This is a genomic window from Planotetraspora sp. GP83, from assembly GCF_041262585.1.
In the GTDB taxonomy this organism is placed as follows: domain Bacteria; phylum Actinomycetota; class Actinomycetes; order Streptosporangiales; family Streptosporangiaceae; genus JAOEGB01.
The window spans coordinates 117,549-134,644 of the sequence record NZ_JBGCBZ010000010.1 but is presented as its reverse complement, the minus strand read 5'-3'; the positions used below and the strand labels follow the sequence as shown (position 1 = coordinate 134,644).

13 protein-coding genes are annotated in these 17,096 nt (G+C 70.0%); 2 read left to right on the top strand and 11 right to left on the bottom strand.

Going from position 1 to position 17,096, the window contains the following annotated elements:
• Window positions 1–89 precede the first annotated feature (89 nt).
• Window positions 90–308: a 50S ribosomal protein L31 gene (rpmE, locus tag ABH927_RS16300; protein WP_370022327.1), complete on the bottom strand. Its 219-nt coding sequence runs from the start codon at window positions 306–308 to the stop codon at window positions 90–92.
• A gap of 321 nt (window positions 309–629) precedes the next feature.
• Here rpmE and ABH927_RS16295 point away from each other — a divergent pair, with 321 nt between their 5' ends.
• The gene (locus ABH927_RS16295; protein ID WP_370022325.1) at window positions 630–1,736 is read left to right on the top strand and encodes a hypothetical protein; all 1,107 of its coding nucleotides are present in this window, start codon (window positions 630–632) and stop codon (window positions 1,734–1,736) included.
• 374 nt (window positions 1,737–2,110) lie between these two features.
• Here ABH927_RS16295 and rho read toward each other — a convergent pair whose 3' ends face one another.
• From rho to thrC, 3 genes are all read right to left on the bottom strand, one after another.
• On the bottom strand, window positions 2,111–4,213 hold the full coding sequence (gene rho / locus ABH927_RS16290; RefSeq protein WP_370022324.1) for a transcription termination factor Rho: 2,103 nt from the start codon (window positions 4,211–4,213) through the stop codon (window positions 2,111–2,113).
• A 413-nt stretch (window positions 4,214–4,626) separates the two neighbouring features.
• Entirely contained in the window at window positions 4,627–5,631 is a 1,005-nt protein-coding gene (locus ABH927_RS16285; RefSeq protein WP_370022322.1) for a homoserine kinase, read from the bottom strand.
• A gap of 198 nt (window positions 5,632–5,829) precedes the next feature.
• The gene (gene thrC, locus ABH927_RS16280) at window positions 5,830–6,888 is read right to left on the bottom strand and encodes a threonine synthase (protein WP_370022320.1); all 1,059 of its coding nucleotides are present in this window, start codon (window positions 6,886–6,888) and stop codon (window positions 5,830–5,832) included.
• A gap of 198 nt (window positions 6,889–7,086) precedes the next feature.
• Here thrC and ABH927_RS16275 point away from each other — a divergent pair, with 198 nt between their 5' ends.
• Window positions 7,087–8,589 carry a glycosyltransferase family 2 protein gene (locus ABH927_RS16275; RefSeq protein ID WP_370022318.1) on the top strand — a complete coding sequence of 501 codons (1,503 nt, stop codon included), beginning with the start codon at window positions 7,087–7,089 and terminating at the stop codon, window positions 8,587–8,589.
• An 8-nt stretch (window positions 8,590–8,597) separates the two neighbouring features.
• Here the strand turns inward: ABH927_RS16275 and ABH927_RS16270 are convergent, their stop codons facing one another.
• The 7 genes from ABH927_RS16270 to ABH927_RS16240 form a co-directional block, all read right to left on the bottom strand.
• Entirely contained in the window at window positions 8,598–9,230 is a 633-nt protein-coding gene (locus ABH927_RS16270) for a GPP34 family phosphoprotein (RefSeq protein WP_370022316.1), read from the bottom strand.
• 222 nt (window positions 9,231–9,452) lie between these two features.
• The gene (locus tag ABH927_RS16265; protein ID WP_370022314.1) at window positions 9,453–11,120 is read right to left on the bottom strand and encodes a glycosyltransferase; all 1,668 of its coding nucleotides are present in this window, start codon (window positions 11,118–11,120) and stop codon (window positions 9,453–9,455) included.
• Window positions 11,117–12,322: a glycosyltransferase gene (locus tag ABH927_RS16260; protein WP_370022312.1), complete on the bottom strand. Its 1,206-nt coding sequence runs from the start codon at window positions 12,320–12,322 to the stop codon at window positions 11,117–11,119. The genes ABH927_RS16265 and ABH927_RS16260 overlap by 4 nt, the downstream gene beginning before the upstream one ends.
• Before the next feature lie 102 nt (window positions 12,323–12,424).
• Window positions 12,425–13,291: a polysaccharide deacetylase family protein gene (locus tag ABH927_RS16255; RefSeq protein ID WP_370022310.1), complete on the bottom strand. Its 867-nt coding sequence runs from the start codon at window positions 13,289–13,291 to the stop codon at window positions 12,425–12,427.
• Window positions 13,292–13,468: 177 nt separating this feature from the next.
• Window positions 13,469–14,782, bottom strand: coding sequence for a homoserine dehydrogenase (locus ABH927_RS16250; protein WP_370022308.1), 1,314 nt, complete (start codon window positions 14,780–14,782; stop codon window positions 13,469–13,471).
• A 36-nt stretch (window positions 14,783–14,818) separates the two neighbouring features.
• The gene (lysA, locus tag ABH927_RS16245; protein ID WP_370022306.1) at window positions 14,819–16,201 is read right to left on the bottom strand and encodes a diaminopimelate decarboxylase; all 1,383 of its coding nucleotides are present in this window, start codon (window positions 16,199–16,201) and stop codon (window positions 14,819–14,821) included.
• 76 nt (window positions 16,202–16,277) lie between these two features.
• A complete protein-coding gene (locus tag ABH927_RS16240; RefSeq protein ID WP_370022305.1) occupies window positions 16,278–17,027 on the bottom strand; it encodes an anticodon-binding protein in 750 nt (249 codons plus the stop codon).
• Window positions 17,028–17,096 lie beyond the last annotated feature (69 nt).

Sequence of the window (17,096 nt, the reverse complement as noted above, 5' to 3'; positions counted from 1 at the left end):
CATCGGGATTTCGGCCGTAATCACCAAGAACGCCGACCCAGATGGGCCCCCTTGTCGAGGGCCGCATCCGAGCCGGCGTCCTGAGCGAGCTACTTGCTCTGGGCCTTCTTCCCGAAGCGCGCCTCGAAGCGCGCCACCCGGCCACCGGTGTCGAGGATCTTCTGCTTGCCCGTGTAGAACGGGTGGCAGGCCGAGCAGACGTCGGCGTGGATGATCCCACTCTTCGCGGTGCTGCGCGTGGTGAAGGAGTTCCCGCAGGTGCAGGTCACTTCGGTGACCACGTACTCCGGGTGGATGTCGGGCTTCATGTCTCAGTCCTAACGCTCAGGTGCGGTCGCCGGGTCGCTTGCGCCTCGTACGGCTTTCGCGCATCGGCACACTCGTGATGCGCGGGCGGGAACCGGTACCGCTGCGGTTCGGGTTCCAGTGTGCCAGATCCCTCAACCTTCCCAGGCCGTCGGCTATTCCTCGTCTCTTGTCAAGGCCGCACACCAGCGCTGAACTGCAGTGGAACTCCGCGCGAACCGGGAGGAACCTTATCGTTCAGGTGGACGAGTCACATCAGCCCCACTAGGCTCCGATGTTCAAACCCGACTTTTCCCTCAATTTTACCAATGTAAGGGGTATCCATGAGGAAGAGCCTGCGGCTGGTAATCACCGCCGCAACGGGGGCGGCAGTCTTCGCTACAGGTGCGGCCATCACCGTAGCTTCCCCCGCAAACGCCGACTCGCCTATCAGCAGCCTCGGCGTCGATTCGACGCTGAACTTCATCCCGCCCAGCGGGAGCGACTCGATTCCCTTCGCGTTCAAGGTCACCGACCCGTACGTGGGAGGAACCAAGGCTCCCGACATCAAGGCGGAGTTCTGGAAGGAAGGGGAGTCGACGAGCAGCGCGGGACACGCGGCGACGGTCACCAAGCTCAACGATCTGCCGAACACGTCGCCGGCGCCGACTCCTCCCGCGAATCCGGTTGAGGTCAAGGGCACCATCCCGGTTTCGTCCAGCGACAAGCCGACCACGGCCAGCGGCAAGTGGACTCTCAAGGTCACGGTCGACCCCGACGGTTCGGCACCAGCCGTCAGCGACACCGCGACGTTCGAGGTCAAGCCGGCCACCCGCGTCACTGGCGCTAGCGTCGACCCCGACCCCGTCTACCTCAAGTCGGGCAAGGAAGTCGACGTCTACGTCGAGTTCACGCTCGAGAAGTACGGTGACGAGAAGGTCACCGATGTGCGCCTCGAGAGCGAGGACACGAACGAGAAGTACGCGCTCGGCACCGGGCTCGAGTCTGACAACAAGTCGTACCACGACAGCACCGCGTTCGACTACAGCACCGCGACCGGCGACTGGCAGCTGAAGGTCAGCGTCGAGCGAAGCGGCAAGAAGTACAGCTTCGTCAAGGGCTTCGAGGTCAAGAAGTCCGGCTCGACGAAGGCCAAGTCGAAGATCACGCTGCTGGCTTCGCCGGCCAAGGTGAAGAAGGGCAAGACCACCAAGCTCTCGGGCACGGTCTACCGCGGCTCCAAGGGGTGGAGCAAGAAGATCGTGAAGCTCTACTTCAAGAAGAAGGGCACCACGAAGTGGAAGTTCGTCGGCTACATCGGCACGACGTCCACCGGTAAGTACACCAAGGTCGTCAAGCCGAAGTACGACGGTTACTGGCGCACCCAGGCGACCGGCACCAGCGGCACGTACGGCTCGCTGTCGAACATCAAGTTCGTCGACGTGAAGTAGCTCACTGAACCACTTGAAGTAACACCGACTGCCCGGCTCGCGTCATCAACCCCTGGCGCAAGCCGTACAGGACCATGGAAGGCCCGTGCGGAGCGATCCGCGCGGGCCTTCTGCGTCTTCTGCGTTCAGCGTCACCGAAACCCCGCCTCCCATGGAGGTGATCATGCACACGCTCCTCCGCACACCGCCCCACCAGGCCCGGCCCACCCCGTGATCATGCACATATTCCCGCGCGCGCACGCCCCACAGCCTCATCGTGAGCGTGATCATGCACATGTACGGCCTGCCGCCTGATGCGACAGCCCGATGCCGGGCCGTACACAACGACGACGCCCCGGGCGGCGGGCCACCCGAGGCGTCGGTAACGCGGAGAACTAGTCGCGGTCGTTGCTGACCGTCGTCTTCTGCACCTGGAGCAGGAACTCGGCGTTGGACTTGGTCTCCTTCATCTTCTCCAGAAGGAGCTCCAGCGCCTGCTGCATGTCGAGGGCGTGAAGCACCCGGCGCAGCTTCCAGACGATCGCCAGCTCATCCTTGGCCATGAGGATCTCCTCCTTGCGGGTGCTGGACGCGTCGACGTCCACCGCGGGGAAGATCCGCTTGTCGGCCAGGGACCGGTTGAGCTTGAGCTCCATGTTGCCGGTGCCCTTGAACTCCTCGAAGATGACCTCGTCCATCTTGGAGCCGGTCTCGACCAGCGCCGTGGCGAGGATCGTCAGCGAGCCGCCGTTCTCGATGTTGCGTGCGGCGCCGAAGAAGCGCTTCGGCGGGTAGAGCGCCGTGGAGTCGACACCACCGGAGAGGATGCGACCACTCGCGGGAGCGGCGAGGTTGTACGCCCGGCCCAGACGGGTGATCGAGTCCAGCAGGACGACCACGTCGTGGCCCAGCTCCACGAGGCGCTTGGCGCGCTCGATCGCGAGCTCGGCGACCGTGGTGTGGTCCTCGGCGGGACGGTCGAAGGTCGAGTGGATGACCTCGCCCTTCACCGAGCGCTGCATGTCGGTGACCTCTTCCGGACGCTCGTCCACGAGGACGACCATCAGGTGGCACTCCGGGTTGTTGTGCGTGATCGCGTTGGCGATCGCCTGGAGCACCATCGTCTTGCCGGCCTTCGGCGGCGAGACGATGAGGCCGCGCTGGCCCTTGCCGATCGGCGAGACCAGGTCCATGATCCGGGTGGTCAGGACGTTGGGCTCGGTCTCCAGACGCAGGCGCTCCTGCGGGTAGAGCGGCGTCAGCTTGTTGAAGTCGGGCCGCTGGCGGGCCTGCTCCGGCTCCATGCCGTTGACCGTGTCGAGGCGGACGAGCGCGTTGAACTTCTCGCGGCGCTCGCCGTCGCGCGGCTGGCGGACGGCGCCGGTGACGACGTCGCCCTTGCGCAGGCCGTTGCGGCGGATCTGGGCGAGCGAGACGTACACGTCGTTCGCGCCGGGCAGATAGCCGCTCGTGCGCACGAACGCGTAGTTGTCGAGGATGTCGAGGATGCCGGCGATCGGGATGAGGACGTCGTCCTCGCTGATCACGGGCTCGTTGCTGTCGAAGCGGTCACGGCCACGACGGTTACGCTCCCGGAACCGGCCACGGCGGCCGCGGGGGTCGTCACCCTGCTGGTCGCCCCGGGTGTCGCCCCTGTCGCCTCGGGCGTCACCCCTGTTGTCACCGCGGTTGTCGCCTCGGACGTCACCACGGTTGTCGCCCCGGTTGTCGCCTCGGACGTCACCGCGGCTGTCGTTCCTGCTGTCGCGGTTGTCGCTGCGGCTCTGCGGGTCGCGGCCACGGGTCTGGCCGTCACCGACGTCGGCGGCGCGCTGGTCGGCGCGGCCGTCGCGGTCGCCGGAGCGCTCACGGCGGTCGGCGCCACGTTCGGCGCGGTCGCCGCCACGGTCACTGCGCTCGCCACGCTCGCCACCGCGGGTGCGGCGCTCGCGGCGGTCGGTGCGCTCGCCGCGGCCGTCGGCGCGGGCCTCACCGGCGGCGGCGTCGGCCTGCGGGTCGGCCACGACCGTGCTGGATGCCGCGGCGGAGGCGGCGGAGATGCCGGTCGTGGTGTCGGCCGGAGCAGCGGCGGTCACGGTGGCGGGGGCGCTGTCCACGCGCTCCAGCGCGGGGCGCTCCTCGCGGATCACCGCGGCGGGCTCGACGGCGGCGGGCTCGCTCGCGGGCGCGGCGGCACGGGAACGTTCCCGGCGGCCACGGGCGGGGCGCTCAACGGCGGCGGGGGCCTCGACGGTCGCCTTCGGCTCAGCGGAGGTCTCTCCCGGTCCGCCCTGCTTCTCCTGGATGGCCGCGATGAGCTGGCTCTTGCGCATCCGTCCGGTCCCGCTGATGCCGAGGCCGCTGGCCATGGCCTGCAGCTCAGGAAGCACCATGCCGGCCAGGCCGGTGCCGGAGCGACGACGCGGTCGGGCCGGGGCGGTCGGGGGGGTGTCGCCGGCGGCCTGGCCGTCGGAGAGGAGTTCGGTGGTGTCGCTCAACTAAGGGTCCTTCCCAGGGGTCGGGCGCCGGGCTTGATGGTCCAGGCGTCCCGGTGGTGCGACCCGGCGGGACAGACCGGGTCGGGCTTCGCGAATTCCATGTGTCGATGACCCTTGGGACTCGCGAGCGGTAGGTGCCCGGGGGTCGTCCCCCGGATTGCCGCCACCGACCAGATGTCTTGGTGGTTCGAACGCGCATGTCTCCGAGAACGCCGCCTCCCGTCATGCCACCCGGAGGTGAGCCAACTGGAGGAAACGGTTTCGGGGAAATCGCCCTGCCCGCGTCGAAGGACGCGAGGCGAAGTGCAGCGATGTGCGAATGACAAGCACGCACCCAACACGGGGGCACCTGGTGCGGCTATCACCTTAACATCACCAGCGCGCACAGCTATTCCCTGAAGGTCGAAGAGGCATCAGCGTGTCTCGGGAAACCGAACGCCCGCACCGATCGGGTCGACGTTCATTGGCTGGATGTGCCAATCATTACCCACTTCTGGCGCGATCAAATCCTGGGTATCCCGGGTCGAAAACACGAGAACGGTCGGACCGGCCCCAGAGACCACGGCAGGCACCCCTGCGGCACGGAGGCGTCGTACCAGATCCGCGGTCCGCGGCATGGCGGGCGCCCGGTAATCCTGGTGTAGCCGATCTTCGGTGGCGGCGAGCAGGAGGCCGGATTCCGGTCTCTGAGTGAGCGCCGCGATCAGCAGCGCCGCCCGCCCCGCGTTGGCCGCGGCGTCCGAATGCGGTACGTCCTTCGGCAGCAGCCCCCGCGCCTCCTCCGTGGACAACCGGAACCCCGGGATCATCACGACCGGCCGGACGTCCTCGTGTGGCGTCAGTTTCACCATACTCGCTGCTCCGGACTGGTCCGTCCAGGCGATGGTCAGCCCGCCGGCCAGGCAGGGCGCCACGTTGTCCGGGTGCCCCTCCAGCTCCGTCGCCAGCGCGAACACCTCGGCGTCCGACAGGTCCCGTACGGCTCCCGCCCCCGCCGAACCGCTTTGCGAGCCGCCGTACGACGGGTGGCCGGAAGCGCCCGCCGTACGGGCGAGGGCTCTGGCGGCGAGGATGCCCGCGCAGATCGCGGCGGAGGACGAGCCGAGGCCGCGGGCGTGCGGGATCCGGTTGACGCAGCGGAGCCGGATGCCGGGAGGCTGGGGGACGCCCATGCGGTCGAACGTGGTCCGCATCGTGCGGACGATCAGGTGCCCCTCGCCGCGGTCCAGCTCTCCGGCGCCTTCGCCTTCCCCTTCGACCTCGACGCTCACGCCCTCGGCGTCGGGCAACTCGGCCTCCACCTCGTCGTACAGATCGAGCGCGAGGCCGAGGCTGTCGAAGCCGGGGCCGAGATTGGCGCTGGTCGCCGGGACACGGACGACGACGCCGTCACGCCCGTCGTTCGCACTACTCGTCATTGGTCACCTGAACTCACGTGCGTCACCTGAAACCATGCGCGGTCAGCCGCGTACATGATCACGAACGGGATTACGGCTGGTCAACGGGCCTTCGCGGGACCCTGCGCATGATCACGACCCGGGTTTGGCCACGTCGGCGGCCCAGCCCGGGAACCTGTACATGATCACGGCCAAGAGGTGGGGGAGGAGAGGCAAGGGTCAGGCGAGTTCCAGGGCGGAGGCGGCCGCGTAGGCGTCGATGGGGATCGTCACGGGAGCGGGAGCGCCCGAGATCGCCCAGTCGGGGTCCTTGAGGCCGTTGCCGGTGACCGTGCAGACCACCCGCTCCCCCGCCGTGAGCAGGCCCTGCTCGTGCGCCTGCAGCAGCCCCGCCACGCTCGCGGCCGAGGCGAGCTCGACGAAGACGCCCTCCTCCTGGGCCAGCAGCTTGTAGGCGGCGGCGATCTGACGGTCGGTGACGGCCTGGATGTCGCCGCCCGACTCGTCGCGCGCCGCCACCGCGAGCTTCCAGGAAGCGGGATTGCCGATCCTGATGGCGGTGGCGATCGTGTGCGGGTGGGTGACGGGAGCCCCCCCGACGAGGGGCGCGGCGCCGCTGGCCTGGAATCCCAGCATCCGCGGCCTCTTCGTGGCCACGCCGTCGTCGGCGTACTCCTTGTAGCCCATCCAGTAGGCCGAGATGTTGCCGGCGTTGCCGACGGGGATGCAGTGAACGTCGGGCGCGTCGCCGAGAGTGTCGACGATCTCGAACGCGGCGGTCTTCTGACCCTGGAGGCGATGCGGGTTGACGGAGTTGACCAGCGCGATCGGGTAGTTCTCCGCGAGCTTCCTCGTCATCTCCAGGCAGTCGTCGAACGAGCCCTCGACCTGGAGCAGCTTGGCCCCGTGAACGAGCGCCTGGGCCAGCTTGCCCATCGCGATCTTCCCGCGCGGCACGAGCACGGCGCAGGTCAGCCCCGCCCGTACGGCATAGGCCGCCGCCGAGGCGCTGGTGTTGCCGGTAGAGGCGCAGATCACCGCCTGGGCGCCCTCCTCCACGGCCTTGCTGATCGCCACGGTCATGCCGCGGTCCTTGAAGCTGCCGGTGGGGTTCAGACCCTCAACCTTGAGGTGGACCTCACAACCGGTGAGCTCGGAGACCCGCCGCGCGGGGATCAGAGGCGTGCCGCCCTCGAGCAGGGTGACCACGGGCGTCGTCGCGGAAACCGGAAGCCGGTCACGGTACTCCTCGATGAGGCCACGCCATGCCCTGGACATGTATTGCTCCCTCCACGCGCTTGCTCACGCGTGCAACCTGGGGTATTGGCCAACGAGTCTACGGCCAACCGCCTGAAATGCGAGAAGCGCTGTCCACCTGATGGACATGCTGAGCGTCACCTTAGGAAACGCTCAGACTCTCTCGCTAGGGTTGCCCGGTAATTTGACTGGATGTGTAACAACGGAGGAGTTGCCATTGTGACGGGCAGCAGGGCCCGACCGATGATCCGGCACAACGACTTTTCCCCGCTCAAGCCCGCTGCCGTGGGGCGATGGACGCCGAAGCTCTCGGTCAGCGTGGTCATCCCCGCCCACGGCGGGCAGCACCGGCTCGACCTCACTCTTGCCGCCCTGTCCGCGCAGACCTACCCGGCCGATCTCGTCGAGGTCCTCGTCGTCGACGACGGCAGCGATCCTCCCCTGCGCCTGCCCGAGATCCGGCCGGAGAACACCCGCCTGGTCCCCGCCGCCCCCGATGGCTGGGGGCCCGGCCACGCGATCAACAGCGGCGTGCAGGCGTCCGGGGGCACGGTCATCCAGCGGCTCGACGCCGACATGGTGATCCACCGCGACCACCTGGAAACGCTGATGCGATGGCATCACCTGACCGACTACGTGGTCGCCATCGGGGCGAAGCAGTTCGTCGAGGAGCCCGCGGTCACGGCCGGGGACGTGCGGCGGGCCGTGCTGGACGACGTCGTGGACGAGATCGTGGACATGTCGCGGGCGATCCCCAGCTCCACGGAGAAGACGATCGTCCGTCTCGACGGGCTGCGCCGCAGCAAGAACCCCTACCACGTGTGCACCGGGCCGACCGTGTCGCTCCACCGGTCACTATTCGACGCCGCGGGCGCGATCGACCCCCTCGTGATCCGGGGAGAGGACACCGAGTTCGCCTATCGGCTGGCCCAGCAGGGCGCCGTCTTCGTCCCGGACCTGGAGGCGAAAGCCGTACATCTCGGGTTGCCCGCGCAGCGGCGGGACCGGACGGCGACGGTCCGCGCGGTGCAGCCCTATCTCGCGCAGCGCATCCCGCTCCGCCGCGATCTCCGCAAGGACCCGGGCCGGGGCTGGCTCGTGCCGTACGTCGAGGTGGTGCTGGACGTCGGCGACGCGACCGAACGGGAGACGCACGAGGCCGTCCGCGCGGCTCTGTCGGGAACGCTCCCGGATGTGTCGGTCACCCTCGTCGCGCCCTGGTCGAAGCTGCCGGCCGGCCGCCATTCCGTGCTCACTGATCCGGCGTTCGAGCTGCGGATGCTCCGCGAGGGCTACCGCCACGACCCCCGCGTCCGCCTCGCGGACGAGGTGACGCCCACGGCCGCGCCTGCCCCGTTCCGCTACATCGGTCCGATCGACGTGCCGCTCGAACCGGCGTCGCTGGAGGGCATGATCGAGCGGGTGACCGGCGACCGGCTGGGCGTTCTGAAGGTCGCCTTCGCCGACGGCCACGCCGCCCGCCTCGAACGGACCGAGGCCGTCGGCCGCGCCCTCCTGGTCGCCGCTCCCGGAGAGCCCCTCGACGAGGTGATCGAGGAGACCCACGGCGTACGGCACAGCGCCGCGGCCTCCTTCTGGCCCGCCCGTGAGCAGAAGGAGCCCTGTGAGCCGGCGGAGACCCGCGCCGCGCAGCCTCGTCCGAGGGGTAAGCGGCTCACCCCCCTCCGCGACCGCCTCGGAAGGTTCCGCCGCTCCTCCTGAGCATTGGGTTATCTACGGCTGATGACGGAGTCGCCGATAGCGGCCTCGGTCTGGGCGATCAGTTCCTGGAGCGGCGCCGGAAGCGCGGCGGTCGAGTCGGAGAGGTATCGCGGGTTCCGGTCCCACAGGACGAGCCGGCCACCGCCGGTCGCGACGACCAGGCCCAGCAGGACGCCGTCCTGTGCGCTGAGCGGCTGACGGCGCTGGATCGCCAGGTTGAGGCGCCCGATCGGCCACGCCGCCGCGTTCGGGTCGGCGGGCACCTGTCTGGACTGCAGGCGCCTCGCCGGGCGCAGCAGCCCGGCGGCGGTCATCCGGGCCGCCACGTCGGCGTGTGCCGTACGGGCGAGAAACTGCAGCCAGATCCGGAAGCGATGCGCGGGCTCGGCGACGACGTGGTCGAGAGCGTTCTGCGTGACCTCGTCGCCGGTGGGCGTGCCGTGCAGGACGGCCAGCCGCACCTCGCCGGCCGTGAGGTCCACGGAGATCCTCCCGGCCAGCATCAGCTCGCCCAGGACGGCGGCGGCCAGCCCAAGCCCGGTGAGCCGCGGATGCAGTCGCATTCGACCCGTTATGTCGTCATGTATGACGAAGAACAGATCGTTGGCCAGCCTTGGGCCTGAAAGATCGGCTTCAGTCACGAACGGCGATGGTATAGCCGGATCGTTAAACCTGTCATTACGCGAATAAAGATCTGACTCAAGCACGCCAACGCGCGTCTCGGCGACTCTCTTCAGCGTCCGAACGTTCCCTATCTGCCGTTTCCACAGGTCAAGCCGGTATTTAGTCCAGCAGTGCCGTGATCAGGACGGATGTGCCGCCAATTACGGATAATTAAGGACAGCGGCTTTCTATGGCCTGGCTCAGGTGTCGGTGAACGGCCGGCGGAGGCGGCGCGCGAGGCCCCTGAAGCCCTGGGCCCGCTTCAACGCGCTCACCTGTTTACGGAGACTGCCGACCTCGCGCCGCAACTCGACGGCGCTCGCGCGCCAGCGCTGGGCGTCGCCCCGCCAGTCGGCCACCTTGCCCTTGAGCCGCTCGACCTCCTTGGTCAGGCGTTCGACCTCGGCTTCGGCCTCGATCCGGGCGCGATAGGCGGTCCGGCGGCCCACCGGGGTTCGCGCGGAGGCGGCGGGCAGGAAGCCCCACGTCTCCCCGCTCACCCACATAGAGCCGTACACCTCGGTCACGGCGCCGTCGAGATCTTCGCCGGGCTCCGCCACGATCCGGGCGCGGGCGAACGCCGCCGTACGCTCAAGGCGGGCGGCGACGATCCCTTCGGGGCCTTCCTCCAGCAGCACGGACAGCAGGCCGAGGCCGCGGTCCCTGGCCAGGTCGAGGAGGCCCGCCAGGCTGTCTTCGCCGGGCACCCAGCCTGGCGGCAGGCGAAGCACGAACGGCGCACTGTCCAAGGTGGGCCCCGCCTCCCCGGCCCGCGTCGTCTCCCCCAGCCGGACCCGGCCGTCGTTCGCGTAGTGGCCGCGGATGAGCACGAGATCGAGGCGGGGATCGGTGAGCGGCGAGCGGCGCTCGGGATCGAGCTCGTCCCAGGGCCCCACCAGGACGACGGCGACGTCCGGGACCGTGCCCGCGAGCACCGCGTCGACGGTCGCGCGGACGTCCTCATAGGTGGCGGCGCTCGCGTCGATCTCCACCTCGGCGTACGGCACGAGCCACTGCCGGGCCGGATGGGACCGCAGCCACCGGTAGTGCGGGATGCGGTCGGGAATGAGCGCGTGGCTGTTGCGGCCGATCGACTTCGCGTCGCGCATCCGCATCGTGGGGCCGAGGTGGTAGCCGCGGGCCACGGGCTCCGGGATGAACACCGCCCCCGCCTGGGACAGCCGGTAGCCCATCTCGGTGTCCTGACCGAGGATCAGTTCCTCGTCCATGGGCCCGGCCGCCTCGATCAGCCGGGCGTTGACCGACGTCGCGCCGCCGATGTGGATGCTGAACGCCCGGTGCGCGTTGGTCCGCAGGCCGTCGGTGCGCTCGACCAGCTCGACGATCCAGTCGTGCGGCTCGGCCGGCTCGAACAGCTTCCCCCGTTCCCCGGCGGAGACGATCTCACGGGGCTCCGGGAGCGGCGCGGCGGAGAAGCGCAGGTAGCCGGTCACGACGAGGTAGGGCGCGAGATGGTGCCAGCGCATGTGGGCCTCCAGGGCCGTGCGCTCCAGCACGATGTCGGAGTCCAGCCAGTGGATGACGTCGCCCTCGGCGGCCCGGAGGCCGGCGTTGCGGGCGTTGGCCCGTCCAGGACTGGCGCAGACGATCAGCCGGGTCCGCTCCGGGCGGACCTCGGGCAGGCGCAGCGGGGGCACGCTGCCGTTGTCGACGACGATCACCTCGGTCAGCGCGGCCGGGTAGGTCTGGTCGGCGAGCCCGGCCAGCACGAGGTCGAGCTTCTCCTGGCCGTTGTAGGCGGGCACGACGACGCTCACCCGCAGGCCGGGCGTCCACGTCCCGACGTCGGGCGGCCGGAGGACGGAGTAGTCGTTTCCGCGAACTCGCGGTGTCTCGGCCGGCGTCATTCCGCCTCCAGGATCCGGCTCGGCCGGAAACCGCGCCACTGGTTGGTCGCGACTCGGAGGAAGTGCGCCAGCGGCAGCCGCCAGGTGTGCTCCTCCATCGTGGAGCGCCTGAGCACGTAGCCCAGGCCATGCGTCCGGTAGATCGCCCCTCCCGCCGCCTCCACGTCCTTGAGGAGCCGCTCGTCGACGGCACGCGGCAGCGGCTGGAAGCCGCCGACCTCGCGCAACGCGGCGCGCTCCAGCAGGATCGTCCCTCCCGCCACGTGCGGGGAGGCCACCTCGCTCGTGTAGTCGGTCCTGCGGACGGTCACCTTCAGCGGCTCCAGGTAGAAGAACTCGGCGGCCGTCCCCACCACGTCGGCTCCCGAGTACGCCCTGGCCAGGAGGAGGTCGGAGAGATGGTCAGGGCCGTACCAGTCGTCGTCATCCCATTTCGCGACATAGTCGCCGGTTACCCGCCGTACCGCTTCATTCAGCACGTCGCCGAACGGGATCTCGCCGCCGACCTCGACAACCTCGATCGGGAAGGGGAAGCCCTCGGCGGCCTGCCGTACGACGTCCGCGGGGAAGCCGTGCGCGGCGTAGACGACCTCCAGGTCCACGTCACGCTGCCGGGCGATCTGCGCCAGCGCGAAGGCCGCCATCCGCGGCCGCCTGCTCGCCACCACGACGCTGACCAGCCCCCCGCCGCCCAGCCTGCCGCCGATGCGCGGCCCGCCGCCGCTCGCCGCGGCCCTGCCCTCGCTGCCCCCGGCCCGGCCCTCGCCGGACAGACCGGCGTTCGAGCCCGTGCCGGCGTTCGAGCCCGTACGGCCGGCGTGGCGGAGGGCGTGCCTGCGGAGCCGTACGCTGTGCTCCTCGCGGCGGAGGTCGGCGACCGGCGCTCCAGCGCTGTCGGTCTCGGAGGCGAGCCAGCCGGGGTCGGTGATCAGCTCACGGAGCGTGGCGTCGGCGAGCCAGCCGGGCACCGAGGCCGAGTGGAGCGGGACCCCGGCGGCGGCGAGCCGGACGATCACGTCGTGAGGCACCACGCCGGGCGGCCAGTGGACGTGGACGCCGCGGAGGCCACGCAGGCGTGCCACGTCGTCTTCCGCGAGCTCTGCCTGGAGCGGGGCTCCGGCGACGACCCACCGGCTCCCGTCCCAGGACGCGTCCGCCATCTCCGCGCTCGGCGTGCGGAGGAAGCCTCTGGGGCTTGTCATGACGCCCGCCCTCGGCCGGTCTTCACAGTCTGCTCAACGATCTCGCATTGTGGCATATGAGCCGCTTGGGCGCCGTAGTCCTGGATCGCCGCCTCGGCCTGATCATGCGAGGGGCCGGACCTTGCCGCCGATCGCCGCGCCGAGGGTCCGCACGACCGTCCCCCGGGTCCTGCGCCCGGCCAGCCAGTCGAGGAACGCGGTGAGGGTCCGGTCGCTCACCGAATAGACGCCGCACCCGCCGTCATCGGCGCACAACCGGTGGAAGACCAGCGGCACCAGGCCGCCACCCGCCTTCTCCGCGTTGAGCACCGACTCCTTGATCTGCGCGAGTGTGGTCGTCTCCCGCACGGATCCCGGGGTCCGGACGAGGTAGAGGCTCTCTGGACGGTACGGCTCGGCCACCTCGCAACCGGCGCACGGGCGCGAGGAAAGACCGCCCACTCCTCTCGCGCCGTTGTACCCGCACGCGCGCACGATCCGCTTGGCGCTGCCGTCCCACGCGCCGTAGGGGTAGGCGAACGTGCGAACCTGAAAGCCCATCGCGAGCAGCGCCCGCCGGTCATCGCAGATCTCGGCGCGCTGTTCCGCGGGCGTCAGCTCGGGCAGCTTGGGGTGCGTCAAGGTGTGGCCGCCGATTTCGTGGCCCGCCCTGGCGATGGCGGCGAGCTGCGCGCGGGTCAGCTTGCCAGCCGTGCCGATCTGCGCGCTGTTGACGTAGAACGTCCCGGCCATACCTCTGCTCTTCAGCAGCCGGGCCACCCGCACGTGGCTCGCGTCGCCGTCATCGAAGGTCAAGGCCACGACGGTCGTCACCTTGGGCGATCCGTGCTCGGTCGTCGCGGCCCCTGTCGTCACGGCCCCTGTCGTCCTGGCCTCGGCCATCTGCCCGGCGGCCATGACCAGCACTGGCACCACCAGCGCGACGGCACCGGCACGCCGCAGGAACGAAGCGGGGGACGAAGGGAACACCGGGCGATTCTAGGTCAACACCACCTTTTAGCGCGCCACGAGATCAGTGCGCGCATGGACAGTCGTCATCAAATCTCCGGGGGCATCGCGCACGGCGTGCGCGCAAGAAGCTTTCAGGCGATCAGAGGGAACCGACGTAGATTATCCAGTGATCGCCTGAATCCGCCACGTTACGGCTCAGGGGGTGTCGTCGCCCTCGACGCGCATCACGCTGGCCACGGCCCGGACGATGTCGAGCTCCCGGAGGTCCTCGATCGTGGCCGACAGGGCGGCGTCGCTCGCCCTGTGGGTGACCAGAACGAGCTGGGCGTCGTCGCCGCGGCCCTCCTGCCGGACCGTCTGGATGGACACGTCGTGGCTGGCGAAGACGTCGGCCACGCGGGCGAGAACGCCCGGCTTGTCCGCCACGTCCACCGACACGTGGTAGCGGGTGACCGTGTCTCCCATCGGGTGGACCTTCAGGTCGGCGTAGGTCGACTCCTCGGGGCCGCGGGTCCCGGCGAGGCGGTTGCGGGCCACCGCGACGATGTCCCCCAGGACCGCCGAGGCCGTGGGTGCTCCCCCGGCGCCGGCGCCGTAGAACATCAGCCGCCCGGCCGACTCGGCCTCCACGAACACGGCGTTGTACGCCTCCCGGACCCCCGCCAGGGGATGCGACCGGGGGATCATGGCCGGGTGGACCCGCACGCCGACCGAGCGGCCGTCGTCGGAGCGCGCGCAGATGGCCAGCAGCTTGATCACGTAGCCCATGCCCTTGGCCGAGGCGACGTCGGCCGCGGTGATCTCCGTGATGCCCTCGCGGTGCACGTCGGCCGCCGTCACCCGGCTGTGGAAGGCGATCCCGGCGAGGATGGCGGCCTTGGCGGCGGCGTCGAAGCCCTCCACGTCGGCGGTCGGGTCGGCCTCGGCGTACCCGAGCGACTGGGCCTCCTCCAGCGCGTCTCCGAACGAGGCGCCCGAGGAGTCCATCTTGTCGAGGATGTAGTTCGTGGTGCCGTTGACGATGCCCAGCACCCGGCGGACGTGGTCACCGGCCATCGACTCGCGCAACGGGCGCAGCAGCGGGATCGCTCCCGCCACGCTGGCCTCGAAGTAGAGGTCGGCGTTGTTCTCGCGGGCCGCCCGGTGAATGGTCGCGCCGTCCTCGGCCAGCAGCGCCTTGTTGGCGGTCACCACCGACTTGCCACGTGACATCGCCGCCAGGATCAGCGACCTGGCGGGCTCGATGCCGCCGATCACCTCGACGACGATGTCCACGTCGTCGCGGGTGACCAGGCCCTCGGCGTCGGTCGTCAACAGGGCGGGGTCGATCTCCGCGTCGCGCTTGCGGCCGAGCCTCCGCACGGCCACCCCGGCCAGCTCCAGCGGAGCGCCGACGCGGGCGGCCAGGTCGTCGGCCTGCTCGCCCAGCAGCCGCACGACCTGCGAACCGACGACGCCGCAGCCCAGCAGCGCGACCTTCAGCGCCGGTTTGCCGATGGGGTTAGTCACGGGCCCTCCTCGTTTCACCCGTCGACGGGCGAGTGGTCACAGCTGCCCCCTCAGCAGGTCGTCCTCGGTCTCCCGGCGCACGATCAGCCGTGCCTTGCCCCTGGACACCGCGACCACCGCGGGCTTCGGCAGGTAGTTGTAGTTGTTCGCCAGCGAGCGGCAGTACGCGCCGGTCGCCGCTACCGCGATCATGTCACCTGGAGCGAGGTCCGCGGGCAGCCACAGGTCGCGAACGATCATGTCCCCGCTCTCGCAGTGCTTGCCGACCAGGCGGGACAGCATCGGTTCGGCCTCGGTCTCGCGGGAGGCGAGCACGGCCGTGTAGTCGGCGCCGTACAGCGCGGTGCGGATGTTGTCGCTCATGCCGCCGTCGACGCTGACGTAGGTCCGCAGGCCCTCCACGTCCTTGACCGTACCGACCTCGTAGAGCGTCACGCCCGCGGGTCCCGTGATCGCGCGGCCCGGCTCCACCGTCAGGTGCGGCACGGGAAGCCCCGCCGACGCGCAGATCTTGGCGACGATCTCAGTGAGGCCGTCCGCGATGACCTTGATGTCCGGCGCCTCGTCGCCCGTCACGTACGGAATGCCGTAACCGCCGCCCAGGTCGAGCTCGGGGAGGAAGACGCCGTGCTCCTTTTTGATCTGGACCAGCAGGCCGGCCAGACGGCGGGCGGCCACCTCGAACCCGGCGGTGTCGGTGATCTGCGACCCGATGTGCGAGTGCAGCCCGACCAGTTCGAGCTGCGGAAGGGCGAGGATCCGCCGCGCCGCCTCCGCCGCCGCGCCGCTGCTCAGCGACAGGCCGAACTTCTGGTCGTCGTGGGCGGTCGCGATGAACTCGTGGGTGTGCGCCTCCACGCCGACGGTCACGCGGATCATGACCTTGGGCCGGGTGCCGTGCCGGTCGGCGAGGAAGCCCAGCCGGGCGATCTCCTCGAAGGAGTCGACCACGATGTGGCCGACGCCGACCTCGACGGCCTTGTCCAGCTCGGCCAGGGACTTGTTGTTGCCGTGCATCGTGATGCGCTCGGGCGGGAAGCCGACGCTGAGCGCGACCGCGAGCTCGCCCGCGCTGCACACGTCGAGGCCGAGACCCTCCTGGTCGATCCAGCGGGCCACCTCACGGCACAGGAACGCCTTGCCCGCGTAGTGGACCTCGCCGTCGTGGAAGGCGGCCTTGTGGTCCCGGCAGCGGGAGCGGAAGTCCTCCTCGTCGATGACGTAGAGAGGAGTGCCGTATTCCTTCGCCAGATCCCTGACGTCGACGCCGCCGATCGTGATGGCGCCACCGGTCCGGCCGGACGTTCGCGGCCAGATCACGTGATCGAGCGCGTTCAGGTCGGCGGGCACATGCGGCGGACGTTCTTCGGGCAGCACCTCGGCATGCCTGTCGCCGGCGGGGTGGGCGAATCGACTCACCCGAACGAGGCTATCCGACCTCACCGTCCGCATGAGACGGCCGCCCACGTGACGAGACGCCTCTTGGCCCCGTCTGTCACAGTCTGTCCGGCAACGCCGGACCCAGAATATCTACCAGGACGACCTGTACGGCTCTCGCCAGCCACAGCCGTGATGTGTGAACCTCGGTGGGCGGGCCGTCCCCCATCGGAGTGGCCGGAGCGCGCTCGTGCGCGTCGTGGTAGGCCAGCGCGAGCTGCTCGGCGTAGGCCGTCCACGCCGGGTCGCGGCTCGCCGTACGGCTGGGCAACTCCGCGAGCGCCCTCAGCACCGCGCGGTCGCGAGGGTCGTCCAGCGACTCCGGCCGGAAGCCCTCCCACGGCACACCGAGATCACGCGCCCATCGGCGTACGGCCGCCGCCCGCGCATGCGCGAACCTCACGACGAAGCCCGGGTTATCCCAAGTGCGAGGAAGGTCAGGCCACAGCGGGGACGGCACCCGCCCCGCACGCTCCCGATCATTTTGGTCCGCGGGGCTGCCCGAGGCCGCCCCATCCAGCTGATCTGCCCTATCCGGCAACGGCGCGGAGTCCCGCTCCACGATCTCCCGGACGATCTCGCCGGGGGTCGTCAGCACGATCAGCAGGAAACCGTTGGGCTGGACCCGGACGGCGGCGATCCCTTCCCGGCCGCGCAGCCGGGCCGCGAGTTCCTCCGCCACGTCGCGCGGCGGCCTGCCGTACGCGGCCTTGAGCGCGATCGGGGACGCCAGCGCCGCCTCCCGCTCCCACGAACCAGAGGGCACAGGCGGCGCTCCCAGAAACCGGCCGAGCCGCGCGGGCGTCACACCGCCCACACTAACCACCCAGCCGCACCAACCACCCCGCCACACCAACCACCTGGCGTGATCATGCAC

Excerpts from the sequence above, each read along its gene's own strand:
- rpmE (WP_370022327.1), bottom strand. The coding sequence starts at position 308 with ATGAAGCCCGACATCCACCCGGAGTACGTGGTCACCGAAGTGACCTGC.
- ABH927_RS16295 (WP_370022325.1), top strand. The coding sequence starts at position 630 with ATGAGGAAGAGCCTGCGGCTGGTAATCACCGCCGCAACGGGGGCGGCA.
- ABH927_RS16285 (WP_370022322.1), bottom strand. The coding sequence starts at position 5,631 with ATGACGAGTAGTGCGAACGACGGGCGTGACGGCGTCGTCGTCCGTGTC.
- thrC (WP_370022320.1), bottom strand. The coding sequence starts at position 6,888 with ATGTCCAGGGCATGGCGTGGCCTCATCGAGGAGTACCGTGACCGGCTT.
- ABH927_RS16265 (WP_370022314.1), bottom strand. The coding sequence starts at position 11,120 with ATGACGCCGGCCGAGACACCGCGAGTTCGCGGAAACGACTACTCCGTC.
- ABH927_RS16260 (WP_370022312.1), bottom strand. The coding sequence starts at position 12,322 with ATGACAAGCCCCAGAGGCTTCCTCCGCACGCCGAGCGCGGAGATGGCG.